16 protein-coding genes, 1 tRNA gene and 1 pseudogene are annotated in these 15,217 nt (G+C 56.6%); 7 read left to right on the top strand and 11 right to left on the bottom strand.

Going from position 1 to position 15,217, the window contains the following annotated elements:
• Positions 1-24: 24 nt before the first annotated feature.
• Together D3871_RS04350 and D3871_RS04345 are read left to right on the top strand one after the other, a co-directional pair.
• A complete protein-coding gene (locus tag D3871_RS04350; RefSeq protein WP_119767784.1) occupies positions 25-564 on the top strand; it encodes an Rrf2 family transcriptional regulator in 540 nt (179 codons plus the stop codon).
• Between the two features lie 65 nt (positions 565-629).
• Positions 630-1,211: pseudogene (locus D3871_RS04345) on the top strand (LysR substrate-binding domain-containing protein); the annotation flags it as partial.
• A 118-nt stretch (positions 1,212-1,329) separates the two neighbouring features.
• On the opposite strand, the gene D3871_RS04340 reads toward D3871_RS04345, so the two are convergent.
• The 3 genes from D3871_RS04340 to D3871_RS04330 all read right to left on the bottom strand — a co-directional run bounded on the left by D3871_RS04340 (position 1,330) and on the right by D3871_RS04330 (position 3,599).
• On the bottom strand, positions 1,330-1,695 hold the full coding sequence (locus tag D3871_RS04340) for a Na+:solute symporter (protein WP_147376744.1): 366 nt from the start codon (positions 1,693-1,695) through the stop codon (positions 1,330-1,332).
• Positions 1,696-1,852: 157 nt separating this feature from the next.
• Positions 1,853-2,335 carry an META domain-containing protein gene (locus D3871_RS04335; RefSeq protein ID WP_158597866.1) on the bottom strand — a complete coding sequence of 161 codons (483 nt, stop codon included), beginning with the start codon at positions 2,333-2,335 and terminating at the stop codon, positions 1,853-1,855.
• Between the two features lie 166 nt (positions 2,336-2,501).
• A complete protein-coding gene (locus D3871_RS04330; RefSeq protein WP_119767780.1) occupies positions 2,502-3,599 on the bottom strand; it encodes an MliC family protein in 1,098 nt (365 codons plus the stop codon).
• 224 nt (positions 3,600-3,823) lie between these two features.
• Between D3871_RS04330 and D3871_RS04325 the strand changes: the two genes are divergently transcribed.
• Both D3871_RS04325 and trmB read left to right on the top strand, forming a co-directional pair.
• Positions 3,824-3,897 (top strand) — tRNA-Gly (locus D3871_RS04325).
• A gap of 94 nt (positions 3,898-3,991) precedes the next feature.
• Positions 3,992-4,684, top strand: a complete 693-nt coding sequence (trmB, locus tag D3871_RS04320; RefSeq protein ID WP_119769880.1) for a tRNA (guanosine(46)-N7)-methyltransferase TrmB — start codon at positions 3,992-3,994, stop codon at positions 4,682-4,684.
• 64 nt (positions 4,685-4,748) lie between these two features.
• Here trmB and D3871_RS04315 read toward each other — a convergent pair whose 3' ends face one another.
• The 4 genes from D3871_RS04315 to D3871_RS04300 are packed head-to-tail and all read right to left on the bottom strand — an operon-like array spanning position 4,749 to position 8,154.
• On the bottom strand, positions 4,749-5,756 hold the full coding sequence (locus tag D3871_RS04315; RefSeq protein ID WP_119767779.1) for a TRAP transporter substrate-binding protein: 1,008 nt from the start codon (positions 5,754-5,756) through the stop codon (positions 4,749-4,751).
• 21 nt (positions 5,757-5,777) lie between these two features.
• A complete protein-coding gene (locus D3871_RS04310; RefSeq protein WP_119767778.1) occupies positions 5,778-7,055 on the bottom strand; it encodes a TRAP transporter large permease subunit in 1,278 nt (425 codons plus the stop codon).
• Positions 7,052-7,603: a TRAP transporter small permease gene (locus D3871_RS04305; protein ID WP_119767777.1), complete on the bottom strand. Its 552-nt coding sequence runs from the start codon at positions 7,601-7,603 to the stop codon at positions 7,052-7,054. Before D3871_RS04305 ends, D3871_RS04310 begins: the two co-directional genes overlap by 4 nt.
• Positions 7,600-8,154: a gluconokinase gene (locus D3871_RS04300; protein ID WP_233575507.1), complete on the bottom strand. Its 555-nt coding sequence runs from the start codon at positions 8,152-8,154 to the stop codon at positions 7,600-7,602. The genes D3871_RS04305 and D3871_RS04300 overlap by 4 nt, the downstream gene beginning before the upstream one ends.
• A gap of 233 nt (positions 8,155-8,387) precedes the next feature.
• Here D3871_RS04300 and gntR point away from each other — a divergent pair, with 233 nt between their 5' ends.
• Positions 8,388-9,410: an HTH-type transcriptional regulator GntR gene (gene gntR / locus D3871_RS04295; protein WP_119767776.1), complete on the top strand. Its 1,023-nt coding sequence runs from the start codon at positions 8,388-8,390 to the stop codon at positions 9,408-9,410.
• A gap of 23 nt (positions 9,411-9,433) precedes the next feature.
• On the opposite strand, the gene recQ is transcribed toward gntR, so the two are convergent.
• The 4 genes from recQ to D3871_RS04275 form a co-directional block, all read right to left on the bottom strand.
• A complete protein-coding gene (gene recQ / locus D3871_RS04290) occupies positions 9,434-11,260 on the bottom strand; it encodes a DNA helicase RecQ (protein ID WP_119767775.1) in 1,827 nt (608 codons plus the stop codon).
• Positions 11,261-11,332: 72 nt separating this feature from the next.
• Positions 11,333-12,166 (bottom strand): undecaprenyl-diphosphate phosphatase, encoded by an 834-nt coding sequence (locus tag D3871_RS04285; RefSeq protein WP_119767774.1) that lies wholly within the window; start codon positions 12,164-12,166, stop codon positions 11,333-11,335.
• Between the two features lie 112 nt (positions 12,167-12,278).
• On the bottom strand, positions 12,279-12,830 hold the full coding sequence (locus D3871_RS04280; protein WP_233575506.1) for a DUF1439 domain-containing protein: 552 nt from the start codon (positions 12,828-12,830) through the stop codon (positions 12,279-12,281).
• 10 nt (positions 12,831-12,840) lie between these two features.
• Complete coding sequence (locus D3871_RS04275; protein WP_119767773.1) at positions 12,841-13,107, bottom strand: YkgJ family cysteine cluster protein; 267 nt, start codon at positions 13,105-13,107, stop codon at positions 12,841-12,843.
• Positions 13,108-13,333: 226 nt separating this feature from the next.
• Between D3871_RS04275 and D3871_RS04270 the strand changes: the two genes are divergently transcribed.
• Together D3871_RS04270 and D3871_RS04265 are read left to right on the top strand one after the other, a co-directional pair.
• Positions 13,334-13,984 carry a TetR/AcrR family transcriptional regulator gene (locus D3871_RS04270; protein WP_119767772.1) on the top strand — a complete coding sequence of 217 codons (651 nt, stop codon included), beginning with the start codon at positions 13,334-13,336 and terminating at the stop codon, positions 13,982-13,984.
• Positions 13,985-13,998: 14 nt separating this feature from the next.
• Complete coding sequence (locus D3871_RS04265) at positions 13,999-15,201, top strand: efflux RND transporter periplasmic adaptor subunit (protein WP_199724727.1); 1,203 nt, start codon at positions 13,999-14,001, stop codon at positions 15,199-15,201.
• Positions 15,202-15,217 lie beyond the last annotated feature (16 nt).

The raw sequence follows: 15,217 nt of genomic DNA, 5'->3' as shown, positions 1-15,217 counted from the left end.
TAGAGACGGCTGGGAGATCATCGTATGCAGTTACTAACAACCGCGGTATCGGAACTGGCAAGTCTGCGCGCAAGTACGGATTGTCTGGGAGCTGAATTTCAACTCGCTGTCAGGATAGTCGCTGATCTTTCGCTCAATTCAGCGAAAAAAGGTGCAAACGCACAGTGTGTAGCGACGAGTTTGGGTATCGAACCCGACATAGTGACTTCAATACTCTACCGGTTGTGCGACGGCGGAATCGTCAGCTGCGAACTCGACACAACTGGATTATGGAGGCGCGCGAGACCGTTGGAAAGCATTACGTTTGCACAGATATTTGAGTGTTTCTTCGTCGACGACGTCGTCTTGTCCACCACAAGCCATACGCATCGTTCAGGGCATAACGCGCGAAAAACCTGTGAACAGCGTACGCAAACGAGCACCGATATTCTACTCGCACAGGCGAATCTCCAGGTACGTCAAACCGTCTTGAGGCAATTGGAAAAATTTAACCTGGGAGCTTTGGTCGGTTCCTTTGAAAAAACGAGAGATCTGGGATACAGGCAGCTCAGCGAATTCGTGTGACCGGAAGCCCTGGCCGCGTATAAATGCACTCTTGCGTGCGGATGTAACCTAATGTCAGCTGCACGCAGGGATTTGCTCTGCAGTGGCTGCTACCCAGATTGAATCACTTTTCAGCGCAATGTCCAGGCGTCGATCTGCGCATCAACATTTCGCATGAACTTGTCGACTTCGAACGGGATCAGGTGGATGTCGCGGTTCTCCATGGTTTGGGAACGTATCCTGGCCTATGCAGTGAAAAACTGCTGGATGAGCCATTGATTGTGGTCGCCAGTCCGTCGCTATTGGCGTCGCTGCCAGCCTTGAAGTCAGCCAACGATCTTCGGCATTGCAGTCTGCTGCATGATGAAGATCGCAACGATTGGAAAGTATGGGCAGCGCTTTTCAAAGCAACGAGCGTCACCCACGACAAGGGACCGGTGTTCACCGGAAATGGCGTGATGGACGCTGTTTTGGCGGGGCGCGGAGTCGCCCTTCTCCGTGAGTCGTTCATCCGAAAAGAACTGCAGGAAGGCAAACTCGTCAGCGTTCTGATAAAAAAGCTAAAGGTTAACTTTGCCTACTACCTGGTTTATCCGCGTAGCGCACGAAAGCAGGCAGAGCTGGAAAGTTTTCGTACCTGGGCAATTGCAGAAAGTCGAAGGGGATAGGTATCGCGATGCCGGCGACCGTCATCCATCGATCTCTCCGGGATTCCGTCGAGACGGGATGACTGGGTTCTCACGGTCCAATTATTTCAAGCTGAGTCAGCTGTACTCTGCGTTGCGGTTAACGTTTATTAATATTAATTCCAAACATCCTTGTCAAAGGGCCGGTAATGATTGCTCCAATAATTGCGCACGGTGTCCCGTAGAAAAGCACCGCAATATAGGACATTGATGCACCACCGTCGGTATATGGTTTGATGCAGTCCACGTAATATGCAAGGATTAGCCAGGGGGCCAGACACGCACAGGCTCCTACTGCTCGCAGCGCATTCGGCAAAAACAGTGAAATTACAGCAGGAAGCAGCGGGATAAAAAGAAATATCATTACACCGTGCAGATAATCGCTGAAGTTATGTTTGTAACAGGCAAAGCTATTGAATGCCTGAAGCAGGAGGATGAGGCTAATCGCCCCGACTCCAATCTTCACCGCTGTAGCTCGACTGATCTGCATACGTGTAGTAATTGGTTATGCGCGAAAACTGAGGCATGTACACGTCAACACACTATGGCGCTGCTGGCGTTCGGGTGTCAGGTACTCGGCAATCCAAGAAGTCGCAGCGTACATACGTTAATAAAACAGAGAGTTAAGCCGGGGCCGGTGCGAACTCGTAGATGCCGCCGTCGGCCATGAGTGAAAGGAATAAGTGACCATTGCTGATCACAAAGGACCGGACGAATGTCCAGTCTTTAACGAGGCGGTCATGCAGGGCTGGTTCCGGGCACATCGCTCGCGTGAGCGCCAGCGGTCCAAACTGAAGGCCGCTCGGGTCTGACGATTTCCAAGTTCCGCTCCCCCGGTTGCAGTCGAAACGCACATTGACACGGCCATCGCTCTGGAAGTCGATGATGTAGCTTGCCTTGTCAGGAACCAGAGTCCTGCCGTCACCACCCTGAAAGCGTAACAATTGCCACCTTGTGCCGCTTAGCACCACGGGCGTCAATGTTTTGGCGGCCCGATCAGCGTCTGAGCCAGAAGAAGACAAGTTGGCCGGGACTGCTGAACAGGCAATAAGCAGTGCGCTAAGGAACAATGTACAGAAGGTTTTCAAAGACGCGGTTGCTAGCATTTGACTTCCTTGGAAAGCGCGGCTCAAAGTGAGGAAACTAAGCATATATGGGCTGCAAAGAGGACTGCCTCCTAACGCACTAGCTGTCAACTGGCTGCGGACTGGCCGGCCTCTCATCTAAGCTACGTCGATAGGATAAAATTTCTTGTATTCTTTCGAGGGCCTTTCATGGCGCCCGGCAGACCATATCTGTACCGTACCACTTCAATGTCGCTTCGCCATGATGCTCCCATAGGTCCACTCCGGCGGCAGTGTAGCGAGCCCCACTGGCCGTTTGGGTAGCGAATGTGATGGTCTGTCGATTGCCTACAGTTACGACTGCTGCGGGCGGGTTGGTTTGTGCATAATAGGCGACACTAACGGGTGTATCTTCACGCCCCTTGCACCGGTACTCGACAGGCGCTTCGCTTGTGAGCTTACCGTTCCTGATCTGGAGTTCGATGAGCCGTTTTTGATAAGCGGCAGTGACGCAATTGTCCATCTTAGTCTCTTTCGAGCAGGCGTTTCGGGCCTTGATCCAACCTCGCTGTCGTTGCCTTTCCGCCTCCTTGTCACTGTCGGTCCATTCAGAGCTAGCGGACACGCCCAGGCGGTACTCATCTGCCACACTCTTATCGAGTGCTGCCAGTGCTTTATTGGTGCAAACTAATTTTTCAACCGCATTTGTTGCCTTTTCACAATCGAATGATGGAATCGTCGCCACCTCAATAGACGACTTGGCGGTATTGGTTGCAAGCACCTGAGCTTCTTCCATTGAGGAAAATTTTTCGATCAGGGCTTTTCCGTCCGCGCTTTTGATTGACCGCACCAAGGGCCCAGAAACAGTAGGATTGGTAGGATAGGTCTTACCGTTGAAGCTGAGCTGTACGAGCGACGCCTTTGCTCCTCCTCCTCCAACTCCGACCTGTAGATCACGCCAGCCCGATGTCTTGTCCTTGGCAACGTGAACTGGGGGCTGGGTCACACTGATCGTGGAAACCAGGCGATATCCACTTTCCTGAGGGGAGAAGACCAATAAGTCGCAACCTCCGCTGCCGCAGACGCCAGGGCCTACCGGATACACCACAATCTCGGCCTTGCCATCACCGTTGAGATCGACATTGTTGCTGAAATAGCGAAGACCATCGACGCCATAGATAATACGGAGAGTCGTGACAATCTTCTCTGGAGTCGCATCTTTAGCCGCACTGGCGTTTATGCAGAATACGGCTATGGCAGACACTGCCAAGCTCATAAATTTGCATCGATAGAGCGGAACGATCATGGACACATCCAATCAGTGTCAGGTAACGAACAGCACGACGAGGCATACAACTATAGGACTCACCTCCAAGCCACACATGACAAATCTCAAGTCTTATTCTTAGTGACAGTTTGAAAACTTTCCGGCAACTCTGGAAGGGGAAAGCGGCCATGTCATTTTCCAGCACACTGGCCATTCCGCCACTTTGCAAACCACCCCAAAACCCGCGTAAAATGCGCCTGTACGCGGGTGTAGCTCAATGGTAGAGCAGAAGCTTCCCAAGCTTACGACGAGGGTTCGATTCCCTTCACCCGCTCCAGGATATTCGGCACCGATCGGTGCCTTTTTTATTTGCTTTTTCACTCATTTCTAGCATGTCCGACAATCATTCCGACGACGCCGGTACACGGCAGATGCTGTACGACCCGACCGAACATCGTATCCGCAGTTTTGTGACGCGCGCTGGTCGTCTTTCGATTGCGCAGGCGCGATCCATCGAAACGCTCGGGCCACAATTCTGTATTCCCTATGTCAAGGCGCCGTTCGACTTTACGCAGGCATTCGGACGCACTGCGCCGCAGATCCTGGAAATCGGATTCGGCATGGGCGACACAACCGCAAAAATCGCAGCCGGCTTACCGGACAAGGATTTCATCGGTGTGGAGGTCCATACGCCGGGCGTGGGCAGCCTGCTCAAGTTGGTCGGTGAACAAAACCTGAGCAATCTGCGCATACTCCAGCATGACGCATTTGAAGTCGTCACGCATATGATCGCGCCGAATTCGCTATCGGGTGTGCATGTGTTTTTTCCCGATCCATGGCATAAGGCGCGGCACAACAAGCGGCGTCTGATTCAGGGACCGTTTGTGGAATTGCTGGTGTCGCGACTTGCGCCTGGCGGTTATCTGCATTGCGCAACCGACTGGCAGGATTACGCCGAACAGATGCTGCAGGTGCTGAGTGAGGAACCGGCGCTGAAGAATACGGCCGAGGGTTACGCTCCCCGGCCCGATTACCGACCGGTGACGAAGTTTGAAAACCGTGGCCTGAAGCTGGGCCATGGTGTATGGGATCTGGTATTTGTGAAACGCCAGGACGCAAGCTAAAAATGCAAAGGGGGTTAAGGCTCTGCGCCTTAACCCCCTATCGCATCACGACCTGATTGCCTGCTTACTTGCGCACTTTCGTGATCTCGCCCTGCAATTCCTTGATCAGGTCGGCTCCGCCTTCAGCCGAAAATTTGTCGAACGCGGGTTTCGCCTTCTCACGCATGCGCGCCAGTTCGGTATCGCTGACCACCGTTACCTGCATGCCTTTTTGCTTGAGGAAGTCGACCGCCTTGATTGCCGCTTCACGGCTATCCTTGCGTTCGAATTCACGCGATGCCACCGCCGCTTCCTGTATCACTTTCTTTTCGTCGGCAGACAGGCCATCCCACCACTTCTTGCTGGCCAAAACGATCCATGGGCTATACACATGCTTGGTCAGCGACAGGTATTTCTGCACTTCGTAAAACTTGCTCGACTGGATCGTGTTGACCGGATTTTCCTGACCATCGACCGTCTTTGTTTCGAGCGCAGTGAACAGTTCCGAAAAAGGCAGCGGCACGGCATTCGCACCGAAGCTGTTGAACATGTCGATGTACACCGGGTTTTGCATTACGCGCAGCTTGATGCCTTGGAGGTCTTCCAGCTTGGCGACCGGGCGCTTGGTATTGGTCAGGTTGCGGAAGCCGTTTTCCCAATAGACCAGCCCTACCAGGCCCTTTTCCTGCAGCTTGGCCGCGAGCTTTTGTCCGAATGGGCCGTCGAGCACCGCATCGGCTTCTTTCTCGTTATTGAACAGGAAAGGCAAGTCATACACGCCGAAGTCCTTGACGATACCAACCAGGGTGGCTGTCGAACCGACCATCATTTCCTGCGCGCCGCCGATCAATGCATTCTGCATTTGCGTGTCGCTGCCCAGGCTGGCGCTGGCGAAACCCTTTGCTTTCATCTTGCCATCGGTGCGCTTGGCGAGGTCTTCCGCAAAAAATTTGACTGCACGTCCCTGGTTGCTGTCTTCGGCCAGGCCGTAACCGAAACGGATGATGCGCGGCTTGTAGTCGGCAGCCTGAACGCTGCCGGCAATGCCGGCCAGCGCGAGTGCAATGGCGAGCGCGTTGACGAGTTTTTTCATGGTGTCTCCTAGTGGTTGAAGTCAGCGGAACCAGGTCATCGGTACGGTGATGAACCCGGGGAATACAATGAACAGGGAAAGCAGTACGAGGTAGGCGAGCAGGAAAGGCCATACCCCGCGCGTCGCGCTTTCCATCGAGATCTTTGCAACGCCGCATACGACGTTGAGCACGGTGCAGACCGGCGGCGTGATCAGGCCTATGGTGCCGACCAGTACAAACATCACGCCGAAATACGTGGCATCGATGCCTGCCTTGACAGCGATCGGCATCAGTACCGGCCCCATCACGAGGATGGTCGGAGTCAGGTCCATCACGATGCCGACGGCAAGCAGCAACAGCATGATGGCGGCCATCAGCACACGCGGATCGTCCATCAGGGGGGCGAGCAAATCGATTACCTGGGCCGGCAAGTCGGCCAGTGTCACCATGTAGGACGAGACCAGCGCACCGGCACAAAGGAACATCACGATACTGGTGGTGCGCGAAGCTTCGACCAGCAGCTTGCCGAGGATCTTCACATTGACTTCGCGATAGACGAATACGCTGACCAGCAATGAATAGACGGCCGCCACCACCGCTGCTTCGGTCGGCGTGAAGATGCCGCCGCGCAGACCGCCGATGATGATGATCGGCAGCATGAGTGCCCATACGCCGTCGATCAATGCATGCTTGCGCTCGGCCCAGGTCGCCTTTGGCTGGGCGACGACATTCATGCGCGGAGTCATCATCATCCAGACGCCGACGAGTACTACGCCCATCAAGATACCCGGTGCGATACCGGCCAGGAACAGCGCACTGATCGAGGTATTGGTGGCCACACCGAAAATGATGAAGGACATCGACGGCGGAATGATGGGCGCGATGATGCCGCCCGATGCGATCAGACCCGCACTCTCGGGTACCGGATAGCCGTTGTCGCGCATCATTGGAATCAGCAGCGTCGCAAGTGCCGCAGTGTCGGCGATGGCGGAACCGGACAGACTAGCCAGCAATACTGCCGCGCCGATCGCAACGTAACCGAGTCCGCCCTTGATATGCCCGACCAGACTGACGGCGAGATTGATGATGCGCCGCGAAATGCCGCCCGCGTTCATCAGTTCACCGGCGAGAATGAAGAACGGGACCGCCATCAGGGGAAAGTTGTCGGCGCCTGACAGCATGTTTTGCGCGACGAGTTGCGCATCGAAGAAATCGAGATGCACCATCAGCGCGACGCCGGTCAGCATGAGCGCAAACGCAATCGGCATGCCCAGGCCCATGAGCACGGTAAGTGCAGCGAGAAAGATACCGAGTGTCATTTGGCGACTCCCTGGCCTTCGGCAACGACTGCTGCCTGCCATTCATCGCCGGGATCAGGCGCATCGCCCGGCACCATGGCGCGCGGATCCTTGCGCAGGATGCGCCAGAGATTGACACCGACGATCAGCATCATTGATCCCGCACACAATAGACCGGAGCCAGCCATCAGTGCGGTCGGATAACCAAGCACGGTGGAATAGGTTGTCATGCCAATCTTGGTCTGGGTCCAGCTACCGTCGAAGAACAGCCATAAGCCGTACAGCATCAGCAGATGGCTGATGACGGCGCACGCACGACGCAACGGCGGGGACAGCTTGGCTTGCACCAGTTCGACACCCAAATGCGCATGGTGGCGCAAGGCGAGTATGGCGCCGAGAAAGATCAGCCAGACGAACATCAGGCGCGAGATTTCCTCTGCCCATGCAATGCCGGAATCAAAGCCATATCGCAGCACGACATTGCCGAACACCAGCACAACCATGATGCCAAGCGCCAGTCCCATCAACGATTCGACCAGGCGTTCGGCCGCCGGAATCAGTCGTTTCATTTTTCTTCCTTTCTGATATCGGGGTTGAACCTGGCCAGCACCTCATCGACCAGGGTTTCCGGCGCAAGCCGGATATCGGCACGCACGCCGGCTTCGTCAGGCTGCAATGGTTCCAGATCGCGAAACTGGCTATCGAGCAAGGCGACCGGCATGAAATGGCCCGGACGCGCCTGCATGCGTTGCGCGATCAGTTCACGGTCGCCATCCAGGTGCAAGAAGAACAGATCGGGATCGCCGCCGCGCAGCAGGTCGCGATAGCGCCGCTTCAGGGCCGAACACGACAACACCATGCCAAGGCCCCTGTCGGCGGCTGCACGGATTTTCTGTTGCAGGATCAGCAACCAGTCCTGACGATCGGCATCATCCAGCGGCGTGCCGGCCGCCATTTTTGCAATGTTGACGGGAGGGTGATGTTCGTCGCCTTCGATATGGGCGACGCCGAGACGCTCGCCGAGCAAGCGGCCTATCTCGCTTTTGCCGCAACCGCTGACGCCCATGACGATCCAGCGTTTGGGTACGGCTTCAAGGTATTGGGTGGGATGATCCGGCATGCGGCTAAGGTCCTGGAAATGAAATCGATTTGAAAATCGCGCTGTTTTGGACTACTGTTAGCGCTAACAGTAGCCGGATTTTAGTCCCCGACACGCGTTTGTAAAGCGTTTTCGATGCGGCGACGCAGCAATTTAATGTGGGAAACCAATTCTCCGTGGCTTTGGATGCAGCGGAAAATTAAACTTTTAAGCATGCCTTGCAGCACTACTTTGCTTGAGGTAAAAGATCTTTTATGGCTAGCAGAAAACCTCGTCCCACCCAGTCCGGCCGCGTGACTCTGAGTGAAATCGCGGAACGCGTCGGCACCAGCTCGATCACGGTATCGCGTGTGCTGAATGCGCCGCACCTCGTCTCCGAAGAGCTGCGTACGCAGATCGAAAGCGTGATCGCTGAACTCGGCTACATGCCCAATCGCGCGGCGCGTGCGCTTGCGCGTGCACGCTCCGAAAGCGTGGCAGTGCTGATCCCTTCACTGTCGAACACGGTGTTCACCCAATTGCTGGAAGGCGTGCGCGATGTGCTGCATGCGGCGGGCTACCGCACCCTGATCGGCGATACCCGTTACTCGCCCGAAGAAGAAGAAAGCCTGTTGCGTGCCTATCTCGAACACTCGCCAGATGGCATTCTGATCACCGGCTTCGACCAGACCAATGCAACGCGCGACTTACTGCAGCGCAGCCGCGTGCCAGTCGTGCACATGATGGAAATGACCGATGCGGATATGTATTCGGTCGGACTGGAACAATTCGATGCCGGGTTGGCGATCACCAGGCATCTGCTCGAACGCGGTTACCGGAGTATCGGTTTTCTGGGAGCGCAGCTCGATCCGCGCGTGATGGAGCGGCTTGCCGGTTACCGCGCGGCGCTGCACGAGGCGGGACTGAATTATCCGGTCGGCGAAATCCTCGATCCCACGCCCTCTTCCATCGGACTCGGCGCAACGTTGCTGGGCCGGTTGCTGGAGCAGGCGCCGCATACCGATGCGCTGTTCTGCTGCAATGACGACCTTGCGCTTGGCGTGCTGTTCGAATGCCAGCGGCGCGGCATCCCGGTGCCGGGCAAACTCGCGGTTGCCGGCTTCAATGATCTGGCCGCAGCGGCGTGGGTGCATCCGACGCTGACCACGGTCGCGACTCCGCGTTACGAAATCGGGCACACCGCCGCCAGCATGCTGCTGCAATTGATGAATGGGGAAACACCGGTGCCGGCAAAGAAGGATGTCGGCTTTTCGCTGATTGTGCGCGAAAGCACCTGAACGCCGGTGTAGGTGGAAAGGCCTCAGTCCGCCATTTCCACGATCAGCGCGACAATCTCTTCGCCATAGGTTTCCAGCTTTTTCTCGCCGACACCCGACACATTGCGCAGATCGTCGAGCGACGTGGGTTTGGTCTTGGCGATTTCTCGCATCGTCGCGTCGTGGAAGATCACATATGCCGGCACATTGTGCTTGCGCGCGGTCTCGACGCGCCACCAGCGCAGCTTGTCGAAGATCGCCTGTTCGACGCTCGACAGATCGGTTTCGACATAGCCTTTCGGCTTGACCGCTTCGCGCCGTTTCTTGACTGGTTTCTGGTATTGCCGCAGTTGTACCTTGCGCTCGCCGCGCAGCACCGGACGGGCTTCATCGGTCAACTTGAGCGAGCCATACGCATCGTGGTCCACCAACACAAAGCCCAATGCAATTGCTTGGCGCAGGATCGCCCGCCATTCCTGCTCGCCGGTTTCGCTGCCGATGCCGAAAGTAGTCAGCTTGTCGTGCCGCCATTGCTTGACCTTGTCGGAACTCGCGCCGCGCAACACATCGATCACATGCCCCGCGCCGAAGCGCTGCTCCACACGATAGATCGCGGACAACAGCTTCTGCATCGGGATCGAGCCGTCGAAGGATACCGGCGGACTCAGGCAGACGTCGCAATTGCCGCACGGCCCCGAGGGCTGGCCGAAGTAATCGAGCAGGCGCACGCGACGGCAATTGAGGGTTTCGCATAGCCCGAGCATCGCGTCGAGCTTGGCACCCTGTATGCGCTTGAAGGTGTCGTCGGCTTCCGACTCGTCGATCATGCGCCGCTGCTGCACCACGTCCTGCAACCCATAGGCCATCCAGGCATCCGCCGGCGCACCGTCGCGCCCGCCGCGGCCGGTTTCCTGGTAATAGCCTTCTATGCTTTTGGGCAGGTCGAGGTGGGCGACGAAACGCACATCTGGTTTGTCGATGCCCATGCCGAAGGCAATCGTCGCCACCATCACAATCGCGTCTTCGCGCAGGAAGCGCGCCTGGTTGGCGGTGCGCGCCGACATGTCCATGCCCGCGTGATAAGGCAAGGCATTGATGCCCTGCGACTGCAGGAATTCGGCGGTCTCTTCAACCTTTTTGCGCGATAGGCAATACACGACGCCTGCCTCGCCGGGATGCTCTTCATTGATGAAGTCCAGCACCTGTTTGCGGGCATTGGTCTTTTCGACAATCTGATAACGGATGTTCGGGCGGTCGAATGACGAGACGAATTGCAGGGCGTCGTCGAGTTGCAGCCGGTGCGCGATCTCGGCACGCGTCTGAGGATCGGCGGTGGCCGTCAATGCAATGCGCGGAACATTGGGAAAACGTTCATGCAATATCGACAGGCGTATGTATTCCGGCCTGAAGTCATGTCCCCATTGCGACACGCAGTGCGCCTCATCGATCGCGAACAGCGCAATCTTCGAGGCGTCGAGCAAATCCAGGCAGCGCGGTGTCATCAAGCGTTCCGGCGCGACATAGACAAGGTCGAGTTCGCCGTTGCGCACGCGCCGCTCGGTGCGCATGGCTTCATCGAAGCTCTGTGTGGAATTCAGGAAGGCTGCCCTGACACCGACTTCGGCGAGCGCATCGACTTGGTCTTGCATCAACGCAATCAGCGGCGAGACGACGACCCCTACGCCATCGCGCAGCATTGCCGGGATTTGGTAACAGAGGGATTTGCCGCCGCCCGTGGGCATCAATACCAAGGCGTCTCCGCCACGGGCCACATGATTGACAATATCGGCCTGCTGGCCGCGAAACGAGGGATAACCGAATACCGTCTGCAGAATGTGCAGCGCGGGGTCATGAATGGCTTGTGAAGACATCCCGCTATTCTAGAGCCATTCCGACCCTATCGTGCCGCCGATTTCGGACGACACGTTCAGGCTGACATGACTCTACTCCGCCCAAGTCACCCAACCGCCATAAGCTGAGGCAATCACAACAAAACCGAATACGATCCGATACCACGCAAAGATCGTGAAATCATGCGAACTGATATAACGCAGCAGCCAGCGCACGCACAGGAACGCGGATGCGAACGCAGCAATCGCGCCAACGCCGAACCAGGGAAGATCCGCAACCGACAGCAACGCGCGTTCCTTGTATACCGAATAGATGGTCGCGGCGAACAGGGTGGGAATCGCCAGGAAAAATGAAAATTCCGTTGCGGCCTTGCGCGACAGACCAAACATCATGCCGCCGATGATGGTCGCGCCGGAACGGCTGGTGCCAGGGATCAGGGCAAACGCCTGTGCCAGCCCGACCTTCAAGGCATCCATTGCCGTCATGTCATCCACGGTATCGACCCGCGCCACACCTGCTGCGCCCCGGTTCCTGCGCTCTATCCACAGAATGATCAGGCCGCCCGCGATGAATGCGAGCGCGACAGGAACCGGTGCAAACAATACCGCCTTGATGCTCTTGTTGAAAATGAATCCCAGCACCGCCGCCGGCACGAAGGCGATGATCAGATTCAGCACTAGACGTTGCGCCTTGCGATCGCTGCCAATACCCGTGATGACGCTGGCGATGCGCACGCGGTATTCCCAGCACACGGCAAGCATTGCGCCGGCCTGGATTGCAATTTCAAAAACCTTGACCTTTTCACCAGTGAAGTCGAGCAGGCTGCCGGCGAGGATCAGATGTCCGGTGGAAGAGATGGGAAGGAATTCCGTCAAGCCTTCGACGATACCCATGATGAGCGCTTTGAGCGCAAGTGTTAAGTCCATTGTGTACTGATATCGGAGTCAATAAAAAACCCGCCGCAGGCAAGGCCGCGCGGGTCGGTGAATAAGCAAAAATACATCAGGCATCAAGCCTGATGCAGCACATCAACCGCAACTATTTCACAGGCTCAAAGGTTACCACGACAGAATTCTGCGTAGTCGCAATTCTTGCCGGATTAAAGCGAGTGCCTGCGTAACGCAACTCTTCCGGCTTGAAGGTATAGAGCGGCAGATTCTGCATCAGCTGTTCGGCCAGGAATCCACCGAGCCGCGTCACCTGATTCGCATAGAGCGGATCCAGACCGTTCACCGTCAACGCCTCGACCTGCGGTTCGCCCAGGACCAGCGCATTTTGCGCCAGGTCGACTTGCGGACGCCCCGAGACTGCGAAATTTCCGCTCCATGACTGTTTCAGGAAAGGCGGTGCGACTGAAATATCCATGCTGGTCAGGATGCGATTGCCTTCCGGCTGCAGCGCAACCCGCGGATTCGTCACGCGGATATCGAGCAGTTGCAGATACCGGTTATTGAATGGAAAACGCTTGGCGATCGATTCCTGCAATTGTGCGAGCGGAATTTCCCGCGTCTGCGGACCCATCATAGCAGCGCAGGATACCAGCAGCAGCAATACGAGAATCTGGCACGCCAGACTTGGTCGGATTTTCATCGCTCCTCCTTCAGGTCGAAGTCAATTCGTCAAGTCGCAACAAGTAAGCGATGGCATACGCGCGCGACTCGCCGCACATTTCATTCGATGGCTGTAGACTTTCGCACACCGCTGGCCGTTCCGGTTTGCCGAAAATCATGCATCGGTTGGAAGCATCGAGCTGGACGCATCGCACTCCTGCCGGCTTGCCATTCGGCATACCCGGAATGGGCGACGAAATCGAGGGCGCGATACAGCAAGCGCCACAATCGGCACGGCATTGTTGTTTATGCGTCATGATGCCTCTCCCGCGCGCATGAGGCACGAAGTACAGCGCCGCCGGTTCGGCATTAGAGTCATCGTAGGCGATCCTTTTCTTGAAGCCGTAAATTTTACTGGCTATTGTTGATTTCTTTTGTGACGCGCACTGTCCATGACCACGTCATGGCGGCGCTTGACGCTACCTGCAATGGCGATTACATTACTGACTCGTAAGTAAGTTATTTGGATTTCCCATTCCCGATATGAATTGCCCCTTTAAAAAGCCGCGCTGGGCACGGCGTAAGGATGCCCGTCCGCAAGAATTGCTGGCTGCTGCGCTTGACCTATTTGTCGAACGGGGATACGCGGCGACGCGGCTGGATGATGTTGCCGCGCGAGCCGGCGTATCGAAAGGCACGCTGTACCTGTACTTCACCAACAAGGAAGAATTGTTCATGGCGGTGGTACGGGAAAACGTGGTGCCCGTGCTGGGTGAAGCGGAAAGCATCATCGGCAATTTTGAAGGTCCGACTTCTGCCCTGTTTCATGAAATTGCGTATGGCTGGTGGGAAAGAATTGGCAATACCAAGCTTTCCGGCATTTCGAAGTTGATGGTTGCAGAGTCAAGCAACTTTCCCGAAGTGGCAAAGTTTTACCATGATGAGGTGATTTCCCGCGGCAATGCCATGATCGCGCGCATGCTGGAGCGCGGCATCAGCCGTGGCGAATTCCGCAATATCGATGTCAGCCAAGCGATGAATGTGGTGTGCGCGCCGATGATCATGCTGATGCTGTGGAAGCATACATTCAGTACGCTCGAGACCAAAGCCATGCAGCCTGAAAAATATCTGGATAGCTTTATCGACCTTTTTCTGCACGGCGTCCTGAAACAGGAAGCTGCTCCAGTCAAATAAACAATGGATTTTCCATGCTGAAAAGACGTGGTTTCTGGATCATTCTGGCTACCTGCCTGCTGGTGGCGGGCGTCGCAGGCGCCATGCTGAAAAAGCCCGCGCCGGCCAAGCCGGACAACGCATCCATCCTGGCGTCCGTACCGGCGGCCATGGAATTCCTGCCCAGCGATGTGATGCATATCGGTAGCGGCGAGCTGCGCCAGCTGATGCCATTGTCGGGTTCGCTGCGCGCAGTCAATCAAGTCAGCGTGAAGGCGCGCATCCCGGGCGATATCCGCGAAGTGCTGGTGCGCGAAGGCGAAGCGGTGAAACCGGGCCAGGTGCTGGTAAGAATGGATACGCGCGACTATCAAGCTCGTCTCGATCAGGCCAGGGGCGCACTGCAAGCCGCGCGCGGACAGCTGGACATCGCCACCAAGGCGCGCGATAACAACAAGGCGTTGCTGGACAAGGGCTTCATTTCCAAGAATGCATTCGACAATGCATCGAGCCAGTACGACATCGCCCGCGCCAATGTCGAATCTGCGCGCGGCGCCCTCGATGTAGCCGAAAAGGCGCTCGGCGACACCGTAATCCGTACGCCGATTGCGGGGCTGGTCAGCAGCCGCATGGTACAGCCGGGCGAAAAGGTATCGGCCGACAATCGCCTGCTCGACGTGGTTGACCTGAGCCAGATGGAAATGGAAGCATCGGTTCCTGCCTCCGACATCGGCAACGTCGCCCTCGGCCAGGAAGTGCAGGTCACGGTCGAAGGCGTGTCCAAATCATTTATCGGCAAGGTGGCCCGCATCAACCCCGCCACGCAGGCCGGATCGCGTTCCATCTATGTCTATGTGCAGGTCGACAATCCTCAGAGTGCGCTGCGCGTGGGCATGTTCGGCGAAGCACAGCTCACGATGGCAAAGAAGTCCGGTGTGCTGACGGTTCCGCAATCGGCGGTGCAAAAGGATGGCGGCCAGCCTTTCGTCTATGCGATTGAAAGCGGCAAGCTCGTGCGCAAACCGGTCGCGCTGGGCATGCATGGCGACAATGGCAGCGGCGACGCGGTAGAAATCACCGGTGGACTGGAAAACGGCGCGCAGATCATCAAGGCCAATCTCGGCACACTGCGCACTGGCACCGCAGTGAAGATCCTGAATGTTGCAGCAGCCAATCCGCCCGCAGGCGGAACCAATGCAAGCACTGCAGCGCCCGCCGGCAACGGCGCAGCACAATGAGATTTTCCTGTCCCGT

It is taken from the genome of Noviherbaspirillum saxi (genome assembly GCF_003591035.1).
Lineage (GTDB): Bacteria > Pseudomonadota > Gammaproteobacteria > Burkholderiales > Burkholderiaceae_D > Noviherbaspirillum > Noviherbaspirillum saxi.
Note: the sequence above shows the minus strand (reverse complement) of the source record. Positions and strands in the feature narration are given on the sequence as shown.